Source organism: Paenibacillus sp. PSB04 (assembly GCF_025809195.1).
Classification (GTDB): Bacteria; Bacillota; Bacilli; order Paenibacillales; family Paenibacillaceae; genus Paenibacillus_AQ; species Paenibacillus_AQ favisporus.
In genome coordinates this window covers 1504787-1517997 of sequence record NZ_CP081301.1, presented here as the reverse complement: position 1 = coordinate 1517997, position 13211 = coordinate 1504787, and the positions used below count along the sequence as shown (strand labels likewise).

14 protein-coding genes are annotated in these 13211 nt (G+C 54.4%); 5 read left to right on the top strand and 9 right to left on the bottom strand.

The genetic code is table 11. The features are described from left to right. Positions 1-15: 15 nt before the first annotated feature. From K2F33_RS07390 to K2F33_RS07360, 7 genes are all read right to left on the bottom strand, one after another. Positions 16-771 carry an SIMPL domain-containing protein gene (locus K2F33_RS07390; protein WP_105445128.1) on the bottom strand — a complete coding sequence of 252 codons (756 nt, stop codon included), beginning with the start codon at positions 769-771 and terminating at the stop codon, positions 16-18. Positions 772-957: 186 nt separating this feature from the next. Continuing rightward, positions 958-2496, bottom strand: coding sequence for a methyl-accepting chemotaxis protein (locus K2F33_RS07385; RefSeq protein ID WP_263881325.1), 1539 nt, complete (start codon positions 2494-2496; stop codon positions 958-960). Positions 2497-2737: 241 nt separating this feature from the next. Further along, on the bottom strand, positions 2738-3007 hold the full coding sequence (locus tag K2F33_RS07380; protein ID WP_076173171.1) for an HPr family phosphocarrier protein: 270 nt from the start codon (positions 3005-3007) through the stop codon (positions 2738-2740). 100 nt (positions 3008-3107) lie between these two features. Next, the gene (gene whiA / locus K2F33_RS07375) at positions 3108-4037 is read right to left on the bottom strand and encodes a DNA-binding protein WhiA (protein WP_076173172.1); all 930 of its coding nucleotides are present in this window, start codon (positions 4035-4037) and stop codon (positions 3108-3110) included. 5 nt (positions 4038-4042) lie between these two features. After that, entirely contained in the window at positions 4043-5029 is a 987-nt protein-coding gene (locus K2F33_RS07370) for a gluconeogenesis factor YvcK family protein (RefSeq protein ID WP_076173173.1), read from the bottom strand. 14 nt (positions 5030-5043) lie between these two features. Continuing rightward, a complete protein-coding gene (rapZ, locus tag K2F33_RS07365; RefSeq protein WP_076173174.1) occupies positions 5044-5943 on the bottom strand; it encodes an RNase adapter RapZ in 900 nt (299 codons plus the stop codon). Positions 5944-6038: 95 nt separating this feature from the next. Beyond that, on the bottom strand, positions 6039-6989 hold the full coding sequence (locus tag K2F33_RS07360; RefSeq protein WP_076173175.1) for an ROK family glucokinase: 951 nt from the start codon (positions 6987-6989) through the stop codon (positions 6039-6041). 288 nt (positions 6990-7277) lie between these two features. Between K2F33_RS07360 and K2F33_RS07355 the strand changes: the two genes are divergently transcribed. Genes K2F33_RS07355 through K2F33_RS07340 form a run of 4 tightly spaced genes read left to right on the top strand, consistent with a single transcriptional unit; the run spans position 7278 to position 10703 of the window. After that, positions 7278-8231, top strand: a complete 954-nt coding sequence (locus K2F33_RS07355) for an ABC transporter ATP-binding protein (protein ID WP_212984823.1) — start codon at positions 7278-7280, stop codon at positions 8229-8231. After that, positions 8231-8968 (top strand): ABC transporter permease, encoded by a 738-nt coding sequence (locus K2F33_RS07350; RefSeq protein ID WP_263881324.1) that lies wholly within the window; start codon positions 8231-8233, stop codon positions 8966-8968. Before K2F33_RS07355 ends, K2F33_RS07350 begins: the two co-directional genes overlap by 1 nt. Beyond that, positions 8968-10104, top strand: a complete 1137-nt coding sequence (locus tag K2F33_RS07345) for a sensor histidine kinase (RefSeq protein ID WP_263881323.1) — start codon at positions 8968-8970, stop codon at positions 10102-10104. Before K2F33_RS07350 ends, K2F33_RS07345 begins: the two co-directional genes overlap by 1 nt. Further along, the gene (locus K2F33_RS07340) at positions 10101-10703 is read left to right on the top strand and encodes a response regulator transcription factor (RefSeq protein WP_076173179.1); all 603 of its coding nucleotides are present in this window, start codon (positions 10101-10103) and stop codon (positions 10701-10703) included. Before K2F33_RS07345 ends, K2F33_RS07340 begins: the two co-directional genes overlap by 4 nt. Before the next feature lie 139 nt (positions 10704-10842). Here K2F33_RS07340 and K2F33_RS07335 read toward each other — a convergent pair whose 3' ends face one another. Continuing rightward, positions 10843-11397, bottom strand: coding sequence for a helix-turn-helix domain-containing protein (locus K2F33_RS07335; protein WP_076173180.1), 555 nt, complete (start codon positions 11395-11397; stop codon positions 10843-10845). 119 nt (positions 11398-11516) lie between these two features. Between K2F33_RS07335 and K2F33_RS07330 the strand changes: the two genes are divergently transcribed. After that, positions 11517-12101 (top strand): LysE family transporter, encoded by a 585-nt coding sequence (locus K2F33_RS07330; RefSeq protein ID WP_263881322.1) that lies wholly within the window; start codon positions 11517-11519, stop codon positions 12099-12101. Between the two features lie 161 nt (positions 12102-12262). Here K2F33_RS07330 and trxB read toward each other — a convergent pair whose 3' ends face one another. Then, the gene (gene trxB, locus K2F33_RS07325; RefSeq protein WP_076173182.1) at positions 12263-13210 is read right to left on the bottom strand and encodes a thioredoxin-disulfide reductase; all 948 of its coding nucleotides are present in this window, start codon (positions 13208-13210) and stop codon (positions 12263-12265) included. Position 13211 lies beyond the last annotated feature (1 nt).

Sequence of the window (13211 nt, the reverse complement as noted above, 5' to 3'; positions counted from 1 at the left end):
CAAATCAGCCCGTGCTTATTTCATTTCGTACTGCACGCTCAGCTGCGTCGATACTTTTACTTCGCCAGGCTCCACCGACGTGGCGTTGCCGGCGTTGCTGTCCGCAGCCATTTTGGCCATGGAAGATTCGGCATAAATGATCGGGTTCTGCGCATCGCCCTGGCTCACGACCAGAACCACTCCCAGCTGGCGCTTGGCGGCCTTGGCAATGGCGCCCGCTTTCAGATCAGCGTTAGCCATCGCTTTCTCAATCACTTGTGCCTCATACTGGTCACGGTTCTCAACAGAGAACTGTACGCTTTCAATGTTGTTGGCACCCGCACCGGAAGCGGCGTCAAGCAGCTGTCCAACCTTGGACAGGTCGCGGTACGATACCTGCAGCGTATGGTGGGCCGTATAGCCCGTCACTTTTTGTCCGTCCTTCTCGTTGTAGGTGTAGTTCGGCTGCACATAGAACGTGGTGCTCTTGATATCTTTGTCTTCGATTTTCCACGTCGTCTTCAGCAGCGCGGTGATCTTTTGGATTTTGTCTGCCGTTGCCTTTTGCGCGCTTTGTGCCGTTGCCGCCTGCGAGTCCACACCGATCGACAAGTATGCGATATCCGGCTTGACCGAAATCTCACCTTTGCCCACAACATTGATGACATTGCGCTGTACATCCTGGTCCGCATAGACGGTGGTCGAGCCACCCAGTCCGGTGACGCCCGCACCTCCAGCCAAGAGCGCTCCTGCGATCAACACGGAACCTACCGGTTTCAGCCATGTTTTCATTACCTTCAGCCTCCCTTTATATACTTCCAGTGTATCCATATAGCCGAAAGCGCAAGCACGGACGCAGCCTGTAGGTCAAACCGCCTGCGCAGCCGCCCTCACCTTCCAACTGTATTTGTCTACTAGACGTAGGGGACTGTTAAATGTTGCACATGTTAGAAAAATAATCTTTTGCCTATGAAACGGTCAGCTGACGATCGATTTCAAGTGGCTCTGCGCTTCCTTAATGCCGGCCAGGCTCTGCTCATTGTTGCCGAGGAGGGACTGCAATGTGGCCGACAATTCCTGCAGCGTCGCCGACGTTTGCTCGTTCACCGACGCGAGATGCGAAGTGGACTCGTCAATGGAACCCGAGAACGTCTCCACTTCGTGAAGCAATCCGCGGTACCCGTCGGAAATCTGGAGCAGTCCGGCCACCGATTCTTTTATGGATTCAAAGGCTTCGTACGTCTCATGCGTCATCTCGCTGCTCTTCTGCATCCGCTCCGCAACCTGATCCATCCGCATCAGGGTGTCGCTCATCAGCTCGGAGAAGCTGTGTAGCTGGAGCGATATTTTCTCCGCCGAGTCCGAGGCATTCTCCGCCAGCTTGCGAATTTCCCGGGCCACCACGGCAAAACCTTGTCCATGCTCGCCTGCCCGCGCCGCCTCAATGCTGGCGTTCAGCGACAGCAGGTTGGTCTGGTTCGCAATCTCCTGAATGGTCTGGCTGAACTGCGTCGTTTCATGAACCTTTCCGGTCAAGCTCTGGATATCCTGCGACATGGCGCCGATTTCTTCCTTGAATTCGATAATCGCTTCGTTCAGCTGCTCCACTTTGTCCTTGCCGGATTCCGACAGCCGGTTCGCCGTACCTGTCTGGCTCAGCAGCGTATCCGTCGAGCTGGACATCTGCTTGATCATCTCGTTCATCTGCTTAATGGACTCGTTAATGGCATAGGTGGAATCCACCTGGGATGATGCCCCGCCCGATATCTCCTGAAAGGCGACGTTCATCTGCTGGAACGAGGCGGTATTATCCTCGACGGCCTGCGTCAAGTCGTCGATGCTGCCGGTCACCGCAGCCACACTGCCCAGTACGTGTTCCTTTTGTTCCTTCTGCTCAGCCAGCAGCCGCTCAGTCTGATCGCTTGCCGCTTTCATATTGTTCATCAAGGACCGGGTCACCCGCAGCAGCAGGAACACCATGACGCATACAAGTGCGTACATAATGATGACCGTTAAAGGTCCGTCCTTCGAACCGGTTCCGAGCTGAACCTCATCAGCCTTTTGCAGGCACAGGTAGAGCATCAACCCCAAGCCGTACAGCATCGTGATCGAGGTTAATACAATACGCAAGGTGATCAGCGCCAACACGAGCAAATAGTATATGGAAAACAAGCTGCTCGGGCTGGTGGAATCCAACGCCTGAATGAGGATCGTCAGGGCCACCCCCGTAATGGCAATAACGGCCGCCTGATGAATCAGCTTACGCCGGACTTGGCTGTACACCATTACCAGCAGAACTACCAAATCAATCAAGAAGCTTAAGTTGTTGAGACTCGTCAGATTATCGAGACTTCCCAGCTTGACCGTGGACACAGCCATCAGCGTGGAGATCAGAATCGCGATCAGCAGAATCCGGTTTCTGCCCATTGCGTCCCGCTCCGCGATCGTCAGCCTCCGTAGTTTCCCCGATCCTTCAGCATCATCTGTGTTGGTTGTGGTACTGTTCCATTTCCCCATACGTTGACCCCTCTTTATCAAAATAAATGCATCCGGGCTTCCCCGCTGCCGCCGCTTACATGAACGGCTATAGCTATGATATCGGACGGCAGATTTATTTTTATAAGAGCCAAATCGTCCCAGACCCCGCCAGACAGCAAAAAACAGCCCGCCCTCCCCAAGGAGAAACGGACTGCTTTGTGCAGAAAATGGCCTCCGCGCCGCATATTCGCAGCCGCAGGGCCCATTCTATAATTGTTTATTATTGGTTTTCAAGCTCTTCTTTGCCCACCAAGTTGACTAAAGCGGTTACAGCCTGTTCTGCGTCCGCACCTTCAGCACTGATGTTTACTTCCGTACCCGAGCTAATGGCAAGGCTCATAATTCCCATGATACTCTTGGCATTCACCTTTTTATCATCTTTTTCCACGAAAATTTCAGACGAGTACTTATTCGCTTCTTGGACGAACAATGCTGCCGGTCTGGCATGGAGACCCGTTTTCAAACGGACAACTACCGGGTGCTTTGTCATGGAAACTTACCCCCTATTAGATCAATCTGTATAGCTCACACACAACACATTTTATAACATTATACCATTATACCATGAAGGAAACTAGAAGAAAAAAGGCTCAGCCGCCACGAATCTTCTCGGCCATTTCGTCAATCTTGCGCAGCCGGTGGTTCACACCGGATTTGCTGACGGTGCCCTTCAGCAGTTCACCGACTTCCTTCAGGTTCATATCGGGATGGGCCAATCTCACTTCGGCCACTTCCCGAAGTTTGTCCGGCAGATTATCAAGGCCCACTTCCTTCTGGAGCAGCTTGATGTTATCGATTTGCCGGACGGCGGCCCCGATTGTCTTGTTCAAATTCGCGGTTTCACAGTTCACGATCCGGTTGACCGAATTCCGCATATCCCGCATGATCCGCACGTCCTCGAATTTGAACAAGGCCTGATGGGCCCCAATCAGGCTTAAAAATTCAATGATTTTCTCGCCTTCCTTAATATACAGTATGAACCCCTTCTTGCGCTCTATACAACGGGCGTTCAGATGAAACTCATTGGCGAGGTCTACAAGGGCCTGGCAGTGCTCCTCGTACATCGAGGCAATTTCAAGATGGTATGACGACCCTTCCGGATTGTTCACGGAGCCCCCTGCCATAAAGGCACCGCGTAAATACGCCCCTTTGCAGCATGGTTTGCGGACCAGATCCGGATGGATATCCGAGGTGAACAGGAAGCCCTCGGAGACAATCTTCAGCTCCTTCAGTATTTCCTGAACCTGTGCAGGAATACGTACGATGTACACATTATTTTTCTTCAAACGCATTTTTTTACGCACAAGAAGCTCGGTATGCGCTTGGAAATGCTTTTTGATCAATGTGTAAATGCGTCTTGCGATGGCTGCGTTCTCTGTCGATATATCCAGAATCACCTTTTTATTGGAAAGCTGGACGGCCCCGTTCATCCGGATCAGTGCCGACAATTCAGCCTTTTCGCAGCAGGGCTCTGCTTCGATCATGGTCAGTTCTTTTTTAGTCAGCGCCGCAAACGACACGGGACTCACCTCTTTCGTTTAATCCAATTTTGAACCAGCTGGTAAATATGCCGGCTCAGCTTGTCGGCGTCATGGCGCAGATAGGTCCGGAACAGGACCAGCGTATCGGCGATGACCTTATAGCCAAGACTGGTGACCTCGTCGTAATCGAGCTCCACCGGCTTCGCGCCCTTCTCGGCATATTTGTCCTGCACCTGGGGCGGAATTTCGCCGCTGTTCACGATGACATAATCGAACAAATGCTTGCCGACATGGTCATATACCGCCTGAAGATGGTCGCTTACGGTGTAGCCGTCCGTCTCCCCGGGCTGTGTCATGACGTTGCACACGAAAATCTTGATCGCGTCCGACGACATGACCGCTTCGGCCAGCTTCGGAACGAGCAGATTCGGCAGAATGCTCGTATATAGGCTTCCCGGGCCGATCAGGATGGCATCCGCCTCCCGGATGGCCTCGGTTGCTTCCGGAAGCGGTTCGACATGGGCCGGCTCCAGAAACACCCGCTTGATCCGGCCGCCGGCTTCCGGAATTTTCGACTCACCGGTCACAATGGTGCCGTCCTCCATCTCTGCGTTCAGGATCACGGCTTCGCCCGCCGCCGGAAGCACCCGCCCCCGCACGGCAAAAACGCGGCTGAGCTCGCGCACAGCCGTTACAAAATCGCCGCTGATGTCGGTCATCGCTGCCAAAATCAGGTTCCCCAGGCTGTGCCCGGCCAGGCCTGAGCCGCTGGAGAACCGGTATCTCAGCATTTCCGACAGCAGCGGCTCCACGTCGGCCAGTGCCGTCAGGACGTTCCGAATGTCCCCGGGAGGGGGCATCTGCAGCTCGCTGCGAAGGATGCCCGAACTCCCTCCATCGTCTGCTACGGTGACGACAGCCGTGATGTCTAGCGGCATTTCCTTCAGTCCCCGGAGCATGACCGACAGTCCGGTGCCCCCGCCCATCACGACGATCCGCGGACGGTCACTTCTTTGTTCTGCCACTGTCATCACTTCCACTCTCTTTAATGCCGATCACGTTCGGAATCCCGATGGCTGACGGAGACCGTCTCGGTCTCGCTGGCTCCCAGCATTTTGCCCAGGTACTCGGCAATCGCCACCGAGCGGTGCTTCCCGCCGGTACAGCCGATGCCGATGATCACCTGGCTCTTGCCTTCCTTACGGTATTGGGGAATCAAGAAATGCAGCATATCCAGCAGCTTCGTCAGAAAAGCCTGGGTTTCAGGCCACTTCATGACATAGTCATACACATCGCTGTCCTGACCGGTGTGTGGACGCAGGCTATCCACATAGTGGGGATTCGGAAGAAAGCGGACGTCAAAGATCAGATCGGCATCGATCGGAATACCGTACTTAAATCCGAATGAGGTTACGTTGACCGAAAGGGTATTGCTTTCCAAGTGGGAAAATCTCGAGATAATTTTGTCCTTCAATTGTCCCGGCTTCATATTGCTCGTGTCGAGCACCACTGTAGCCGAGCTCTTGAGCTCCTCCAGCATTTTGCGCTCCAGCCGGATGCCGTCCAGCGGCATGCCCTCCGGCGCAAGCGGATGCCGCCGGCGGGTCTCCTTGTAACGCTGCACGAGGACCGAATCGGTCGCCTCCAGGAACAGAATTTCGCAATGAATCGTGAAATGGTCCTTAATATAATTCAATGATTCGGATAAGGCCGTAAAGAACTCCCGGCCGCGCAGGTCAATGACCAGCGCCACCTTGGCGATTTTCCCCTTCGATTGTTCAATCAGTTCCGCAAATTTGGGAATGAGCACCGGCGGTAAATTATCCACACAGAAAAATCCCAAATCCTCCAAGCTTCGTACGGCCAAGGATTTACCCGCCCCCGACATGCCTGTAATAATAATCAGGGTGGCCATGGCCGACGCAGTATTATTCTCCTCCAGCATCAGCTTTCCCCTCCCTTATGGAATATGGGCCCGTTAATACTTGGTATACCCAGGTCACCCCTCATTTTAACCCATGGGCGACCTCGCAGGATTCATTACGAACGGAGCAGCAAACCGGCCGCACCGACGATACCCGCATCGTTGCCGAGCTCGGCAGGAAGGATCGATACCCCGCGCTGCAGCGGTTCCGGCGTCAGCTTCGCATAAACTTCCCGGACTTCGTTAAACAGGATGTCTCCAGCCTTCGATACGCCGCCGCCGATAATGAATACTTCCGGATTCAGAATCGCCGCAACCGCAGCCATGGACTTGCCCAGGTAGAAGGCGGCGCGGTTCACGATCCGCAGCGCCACTTCGTCGCCTGCTTTGGCTGCATCAAAGACTTCCTTCGCCGCGATGTTCTCAACCATCGACAGGGAAGTGCGGTCCCCGCGCTCAACGGCGTCTTTGGCCATACGGATAATGCCCGTTGCGGAAGAGACGGTCTCCAGGCAGCCCATTTTGCCGCATCCGCATTGAATGGCTTCCAGATCCGGCACGACGGAGATATGTCCCAGCTCACCGGCAAGTCCGGAGAAGCCTTGATAGATTCGGCCGTTAATGATGATGCCGCCGCCAACGCCGGTTCCGAGCGTATAGCATACGCAGTTGTCGATGCCGCGTCCGGCGCCGCTCCAAGCCTCGCCCAGGGCCGCCACGTTCGCGTCATTATCTATTTTGATCGGCTTGCCAATCTTCTGCTCCAGAATGGAACGAATCGGTACATCCCGGAAACCTACGTTCGGCGCGAGGATGATGATCCCTTCACGGACGTTCGTAAATCCGGCAACCCCGGCCCCGACGCCCGCCAGCTGATCCCAGCTGTAAGGGGACTGCTCCACGATATGGCGCACATATTTCTCAATATTGTTGATAACCGTATCGACGCCTTTATCTGTTTCCGTGGGACCTTCATACGTTTGAATCAGCTGTCCCGCTTGATTGCAGATGCCCACTTTAATGGTCGTTCCGCCCAAGTCGACACCGACGTAGATTTGCTCAGACATGTTACAAGCCACCTTTTTCCCTCAATAATAGTTTGCTCCTACTGTACCAACTATAATTGAAGCCCTCTCTCCGGTCAAGAGAAGCGGGCCTTACCCGAAAGTGGGTCCAGCGCTTCTGTCAGAAGGCTTGACGGACCTATCCCCTATATGAAAACCCTGCCAAAAAACATGACAATTGTCACCTCCATTCCATGACAGAGTCCACTAACGAAGGGATGCCCCCTCGTCTATGATAACGATAGATCAATCAAATACGGATTCACCTGATCAATAGGAGGAAATGACAAAATGGAACATATTGCCGAACTGCAGCATGTCACGAAACGTTTTGGAAGCAAAGCCGCGGTCGATGACGTTTCATTCACGATTGATAAAGGATCCATCGTGGCCGTCCTGGGGCCCAACGGAGCCGGGAAAACGACGACGATCTCGATGATGCTGGGGCTTCTCGAGCCGACAAGCGGCTCTGTCCGGCTGTTCGGGCAAACCCCGAAGCAGCCGCAGGTCAAGCAGCGCATCGGGGCGATGCTCCAGGATGTCAGCGTGATCGACGGCCTGAAGGTGCGCGAGGTGCTGGCCTTGATCCGCAGCTATTACCCCCGGCCGATGAGGCTGGAGGAGCTGGCTGCCCTGGCCGGGTTCACCGAGGAGGACCTGGGCAAACGGGCGGAGAAGCTGTCCGGCGGCCAGAAACGGAGGCTCGGGTTCGCGCTGGCGCTGGCGGGCAATCCCGATCTGCTGTTCTTCGACGAGCCGACCGTCGGCCTGGATACACCCGCGCGCCGCTCCTTTTGGGAACAGGTCCGAGCGCTCTCGGACCGGGGCAAGACCATCCTCTTCTCCACGCACTACCTGCAGGAGGCCGAGGACGCCGCGGACCGCGTGATCCTGTTCAATCGCGGCAAAATTGCCGCCGACGGCACGCCGCAGGCGATCACGGCCCAGCTGACGAGCCGCTCCGTGACCTTCACGACCGATACAAGGTCGCTCGAAGGCCATGCTCTGATGAGTGCCGATACCGAACAGCACATCCGCGAGCGCCTGCTCCCGGTTCCCGGTGTCCATGACTGCACCTGTCAGGAAGGACGCTGGACCGTCACGGCGGACAATACCGATACGGTGCTGGCCGCGATTTTCCGATACCAACTTCCGGTCCACGATATCCGGACCCAGCAGGGCCGGCTTGATGACGCTTTTGAAATCATGATTCATAATGACGACACACAGGGGGCTGTTTCCTAATGCACATGTTATTCATGCAGTGCCGGGCCGAAATGCTGCGGATTATCCGCAATCCGTACTACGTCTTTTGGTCTTTGCTGATGCCAATCGTGTTCTATTTCATTTTTACCCGCCTCGTGAATGCCGGCATTGAAGGCGCCTCCGAATGGCAGGCACGTTACCTGATGTCGATGACTTCCTTCAGCGTGATGGGTTCAGCGATCATGACGCTGGGCATCCGCATGGTCCAGGAGCGCATGCACGGGTGGTCGGTCTTTATGCGGATTACCCCGCTGCCCTCCAGCATTTATTTCTTTGGAAAAATGTTTGGCCAGATGGTTATGCATATGTTCTCCATTGTTGTTATTTTTGCTGCAGGCTTTCTTATGAACGGCGTCCATTTGTCAGCCGGCCAGTGGGTCGGCAGCGGCCTGTGGATATGGCTCGCCTCCATCCCCTTCCTGGCCCTGGGCACCCTGGTCGGGACGATGAAAAGGGTCGACACTGCCAGCGGTGTCAGCAACATGGTGTATATGATTCTGGCGATCGTGGGCGGCATGTGGTTTCCGATCGACAGCTTCCCGGCCATCCTGCAGAGCATCGGCAAGTGGCTTCCTTCCTATAACTTCGGAAGCGGAGCCTGGGATATTGCCGCGGGTCATTCCCCCAGCTGGCAGCCGGTATTGATTTTGCTGGGATATCTCATCTTGTTTATGGTATTATCCACCTATATACGAAAGAAACAGGAAGCGGTGTAATGCCATTGGCACGTCGAAAAACAGAAATTTTCCCAAGAGCACTCGGGTTTTCCCCCTATGTATGGCTCGTGTATATGGTCATTCCGCTGTTTAATATGGCCTATGAGCGCGGCATCAAAATGGTGCTTGGCTACGCCATGATTGCGATCTTTATCGTGTCGTATCGTCAGCTCTTTTTCTCCGAAAGGTTAACGGCCTTCTGGCTTGCCGTTCAGATGATTATTATTGTGACGCTGTCTTTGCTCTACCTCCCTTTTTATTCGTTTATGGGCTTTTTTACCGCCAACTTTATCGGCAATTATCAGGATGATCGGAAATTCAGGATCGCCTTCGCTGCCTTCGTGGCGTCCATCCTGCTACCGATCCTGGGAAACATTCGTCATCTGACCGTATCGGATTACTTAACGATCGTTCCCTTTATTATGATTATGTTGATGACCCCCTTCGGCATGCGTTCCATGAATCTGCGAAAGCAGCTGGAGCTGCAGCTGAACGAAGCCCGGGAGCAGATTGAAATTTTGGTCAAAAAGGAAGAGCGGCTGCGTATTGCGCGTGACCTTCATGATACGCTGGGACATACGCTGTCCTTGCTCACCTTAAAAAGCCAGCTGGTCCAGCGGCTGACGGACAAGGATCCGGAGAAGGCACGGCTGGAAGCTCGTGAAATGGAAGAGACCTCCCGGGCGGCCTTAAGACAGGTGCGTGAGCTGGTTTCCGATATGAGGACCTTGACGGTGGCGGAAGAGATCGAAGAAGTGCGCTCGATTTTGCACAGCGCTGACATCACCTTGGAATCCGAGGGGGATACGCGACTGACCGGAATTCCCGATCTGACGCAAAACATCCTCAGCATGTGCCTGAAGGAAGCAGTGACCAATATCATCAAGCACAGCCGGGCCACGGCATGCGCCATTACTATTCGGAAGGGAACTTCCGACGTCCGGATGGTCATTCGGGACAACGGCGTCGGTCTGGAGGACAGCGGGCTGTCTACAAGCCAGGGCAATGGGCTGAAAGGCATGTCCGAGCGGCTGGCGCTGATCGACGGAACGCTGAAGCTGGCCTCTTCCGGCGGGACCGAGCTCATCATTACCGTACCGATTATTATTAAAGGGAAGGAGAGTGTTACGGCATGATCCGTATTCTGATCGCTGAAGACCAGCGTCTGCTGCGAGGCGCTCTCGCTTCGCTGCTCGATATGGAGGAGGATATGGAAGTGGTGGGCCAAGCCGGCGATGGCCAGGAAGCCTTGGACCAGATCCTGTCATTACAGCCGGACGTCTGCCTATTGGACATTGAAATGCCCGTTATTACCGGGCTTGAGGTCGCCGAGAGGCTCAAGGCGCAGATGGCGGCTTGTAAAATCATCATATTAACGACGTTTGCCCGGCCGGGATATTTTGAACGGGCCGTGAAAGCAGGCGCCTGCGGATATTTGCTGAAGGATGAGCCGAGCGAGAAGCTGGCCGAAGCCATCCGGCGGGTCATGGCCGGCCACCGCGAGGTCTCACCCGAGCTCGTCTTTGGCTCGTTCCGCCAGGAAAACCCGCTCACCGCGCGGGAGCGCGACATTTTACGGCTGATTGCGGAAGGCAGGACAGCGAACGAAATTGCGGCAACCCTGCACCTGTCGCACGGCACCGTTCGGAACTACATTTCCGAAACGCTGAACAAATTGTCGGCCAAGAACCGGATCGAAGCGATCGGGATCGCCGAACAGAAGGGTTGGCTCTAGGAAGGACTGAAAGGCCTCATTATTTATAAAAAGGCGAACGGGGACCGGCTCATGCAGCCGGTCTTTTTGCCGTAGGTGTAAGCTTGAGTTCTTCTTTTCGGAACCGAGTGATTTGCGCTGGCGTCACCTTCCTCCAGCTTCAAGCCGGATAATAGATGACCATGCTTAATCTCGTCAGCGAGCCGCCGGAATTATGGTACGTATGCGGCCGGTCGGCCTTGAACCGGATCGAGTCACCGCTCCCGATGGTATGCTCACTGTTGTTCACGCGGATGGTCAATTCCCCCTCGTACACCGTAATGTACTCCTCCGTTCCCTCACCATGCGATTCCGAAGCGAGAAATCCCCCTTTATCGATCTCGACCGCATACATCTCGAAACGCCGCTCTTCATCAAACGGGAAATAAGGATAGACCCGGTATTTGCCGTTGTCTTCAGATAGCTGCTGGACCTCACTTTTCTGAATCACTTTGGTGTCAGGCTGGGGTTGGTTAATCAGCGACGTGAACGAAATTTTGAGACCGTTGGCGATTTTCCAAATGGTTGTGATTGTCGGGCTCGATTCGCCCCTCTCGATTTGGCCGATCATCGTCTTGCTGACCCCGGTGAGCTCGGCTACTTTTTCCAGACTGAGCTTTTTATTGTCACGGATGCTCTTCAAATTTCGCGCGATGATCAGATTGATTTCTTCCATGGGCACACCTCTTCCAATCGATTATGTACAATATAACGATCACAATGTACAATATGAAGTATAAATGCGTTATAGCGTAATTTTCAGACATTATAACATACAAATGGAGGAGACCTAAGATGCCTGTATTTTCGTTTCTGGTCTATATTGTAGTAAGCACCTTTACCCCAGGCCCCAACAACTTTATGGCGATGCTGTTTGCTCACCGGTACGGTTTTCGACGAACGATCCGATTTTGTCTGGGCGTTGGCGCCGGCTTTTTTGTCGTTGCACTGCTGTGCAGTTACTGCAATCTGCTGCTCAAAAATCTCATTCCCGGCATCCGGTGGTGGATGACGATTCTTGGAGCGGCCTACATGCTGTATCTCGCCGTTAAAATCATGTTCCACCACAAGAAGGCCGCGAGCAGCAGGGAGGACAAAAACAACCGCTTTCTGACGGCGGTGCTGCTGCAGTTTATCAATCCCAAAGGCATTTTGTACGCCATAACGGCCGTATCCACCTTTATTCTCCCGTACCATTCTTCCCATCTGGCCTTGATCGGCTTCTCTTTGTTTCTGGCACTCTTGAGCGTGATAAGCACCTTCTGTTGGAGCATGTTCGGCTCCATATTTCAGCGATGGCTGTCAGCATACCAGACCCCGTTTAACGTCGCGATGGGCCTGCTTCTCGCATACAGCGCGGTTTCCATCCTGGTCGAATAAATGTGGAGCCCGGCGAGCGCCTGCCTGCAGATCATTCACAGAAATTAGCACGCATACAGCGGGCACCTTTTCTCGGCAGGATCAGGTAGCGGCACGTTCCCCCATTCTTATGTAAAAAGGAGCCGTCCCCGGCTCCTTTTCTATGTTCGTATTGATCCGCTTTACAGCGTTTCGCTCCAGTCATGCACCATGCTGCCTTCCAGGAACTTCTCGCAGTCCATGGCGGCCATGCATCCGGTACCGGCAGCGGAAATCGCTTGGCGGTAACGCACGTCCTGCACATCGCCGCAGGCGAATACGCCTGGAATGTTCGTTTCGGTCGTTCCCGGCTTCACCTGAATGTAGCCGATTTCGTCGGTCGTAATCTGACCGTCGAGGAACTTGGTGTTCGGCGTATGGCCGATCGCCACGAAGACGCCGTCTGCTTCGATCAGCTCTTCTTCGTTCGTTTCATTGTTGCGGACCTTCAGTCCCTTCACGCCGTGCTCACCGGCCACGATTTCAAGCGGCGTACGGTTAAGCGACCAAATGATCTTTTCGTTCTCGCGGGCGCGGTCCTGCATAATTTTGGACGCTCTCAACTCTTCTCTCCGGTGAACCAGTGTAACGCTGGAACCGAAACGGGTCAGGAAGCTGGCTTCCTCCATCGCGGAGTCCCCGCCGCCGATCACGACGATCTTTTTGCCGCGGAAGAAAAATCCGTCGCAGGTCGCACAAGTGCTGACTCCGCGTCCGACGTTTTCCTGCTCGCCCGGAATGCCCAGGTATTTGGCCGAGGCGCCTGTGGAAATAATTACGGATTCCGCCTCAATCTCTCCCATGCCTTCCACGGATAGCTTGAACGGACGTTTGGAGAAGTCGACTTTGTTGACCCAGCCGGTTTTAAACTCGGCGCCGAAACGTTCCGCCTGCTTGCGCATGTTGTCCATGAGCTCAGGGCCCATAATGCCCTCCGGGAACCCCGGAAAGTTCTCTACCTCAGTCGTGGTGGTCAGCTGTCCGCCGGGCTGCATGCCTTCGATAACCAGCGGCTTCATGTTGGCGCGTGCCAGATAAATCGCGGCCGTCAGGCCGGCAGGTCCTGTTCCGATAACGATGGATTTGTACATG

Bases quoted from the DNA above. Each gene is read 5' to 3' on its own strand.
- K2F33_RS07360 (WP_076173175.1), bottom strand. From the start codon at position 6,989: ATGTCTGAGCAAATCTACGTCGGTGTCGACTTGGGCGGAACGACCATT.
- K2F33_RS07390 (WP_105445128.1), bottom strand. From the start codon at position 771: ATGAAAACATGGCTGAAACCGGTAGGTTCCGTGTTGATCGCAGGAGCG.
- K2F33_RS07345 (WP_263881323.1), top strand. From the start codon at position 8,968: ATGCCATTGGCACGTCGAAAAACAGAAATTTTCCCAAGAGCACTCGGG.
- K2F33_RS07355 (WP_212984823.1), top strand. From the start codon at position 7,278: ATGGAACATATTGCCGAACTGCAGCATGTCACGAAACGTTTTGGAAGC.
- K2F33_RS07385 (WP_263881325.1), bottom strand. From the start codon at position 2,496: ATGGGGAAATGGAACAGTACCACAACCAACACAGATGATGCTGAAGGA.
- K2F33_RS07340 (WP_076173179.1), top strand. From the start codon at position 10,101: ATGATCCGTATTCTGATCGCTGAAGACCAGCGTCTGCTGCGAGGCGCT.
- trxB (WP_076173182.1), bottom strand. From the start codon at position 13,210: ATGTACAAATCCATCGTTATCGGAACAGGACCTGCCGGCCTGACGGCC.
- K2F33_RS07335 (WP_076173180.1), bottom strand. From the start codon at position 11,397: ATGGAAGAAATCAATCTGATCATCGCGCGAAATTTGAAGAGCATCCGT.
- K2F33_RS07370 (WP_076173173.1), bottom strand. From the start codon at position 5,029: ATGACAGTGGCAGAACAAAGAAGTGACCGTCCGCGGATCGTCGTGATG.
- K2F33_RS07380 (WP_076173171.1), bottom strand. From the start codon at position 3,007: ATGACAAAGCACCCGGTAGTTGTCCGTTTGAAAACGGGTCTCCATGCC.
- rapZ (WP_076173174.1), bottom strand. From the start codon at position 5,943: ATGCTGGAGGAGAATAATACTGCGTCGGCCATGGCCACCCTGATTATT.
- K2F33_RS07330 (WP_263881322.1), top strand. From the start codon at position 11,517: ATGCCTGTATTTTCGTTTCTGGTCTATATTGTAGTAAGCACCTTTACC.
- K2F33_RS07350 (WP_263881324.1), top strand. From the start codon at position 8,231: ATGCACATGTTATTCATGCAGTGCCGGGCCGAAATGCTGCGGATTATC.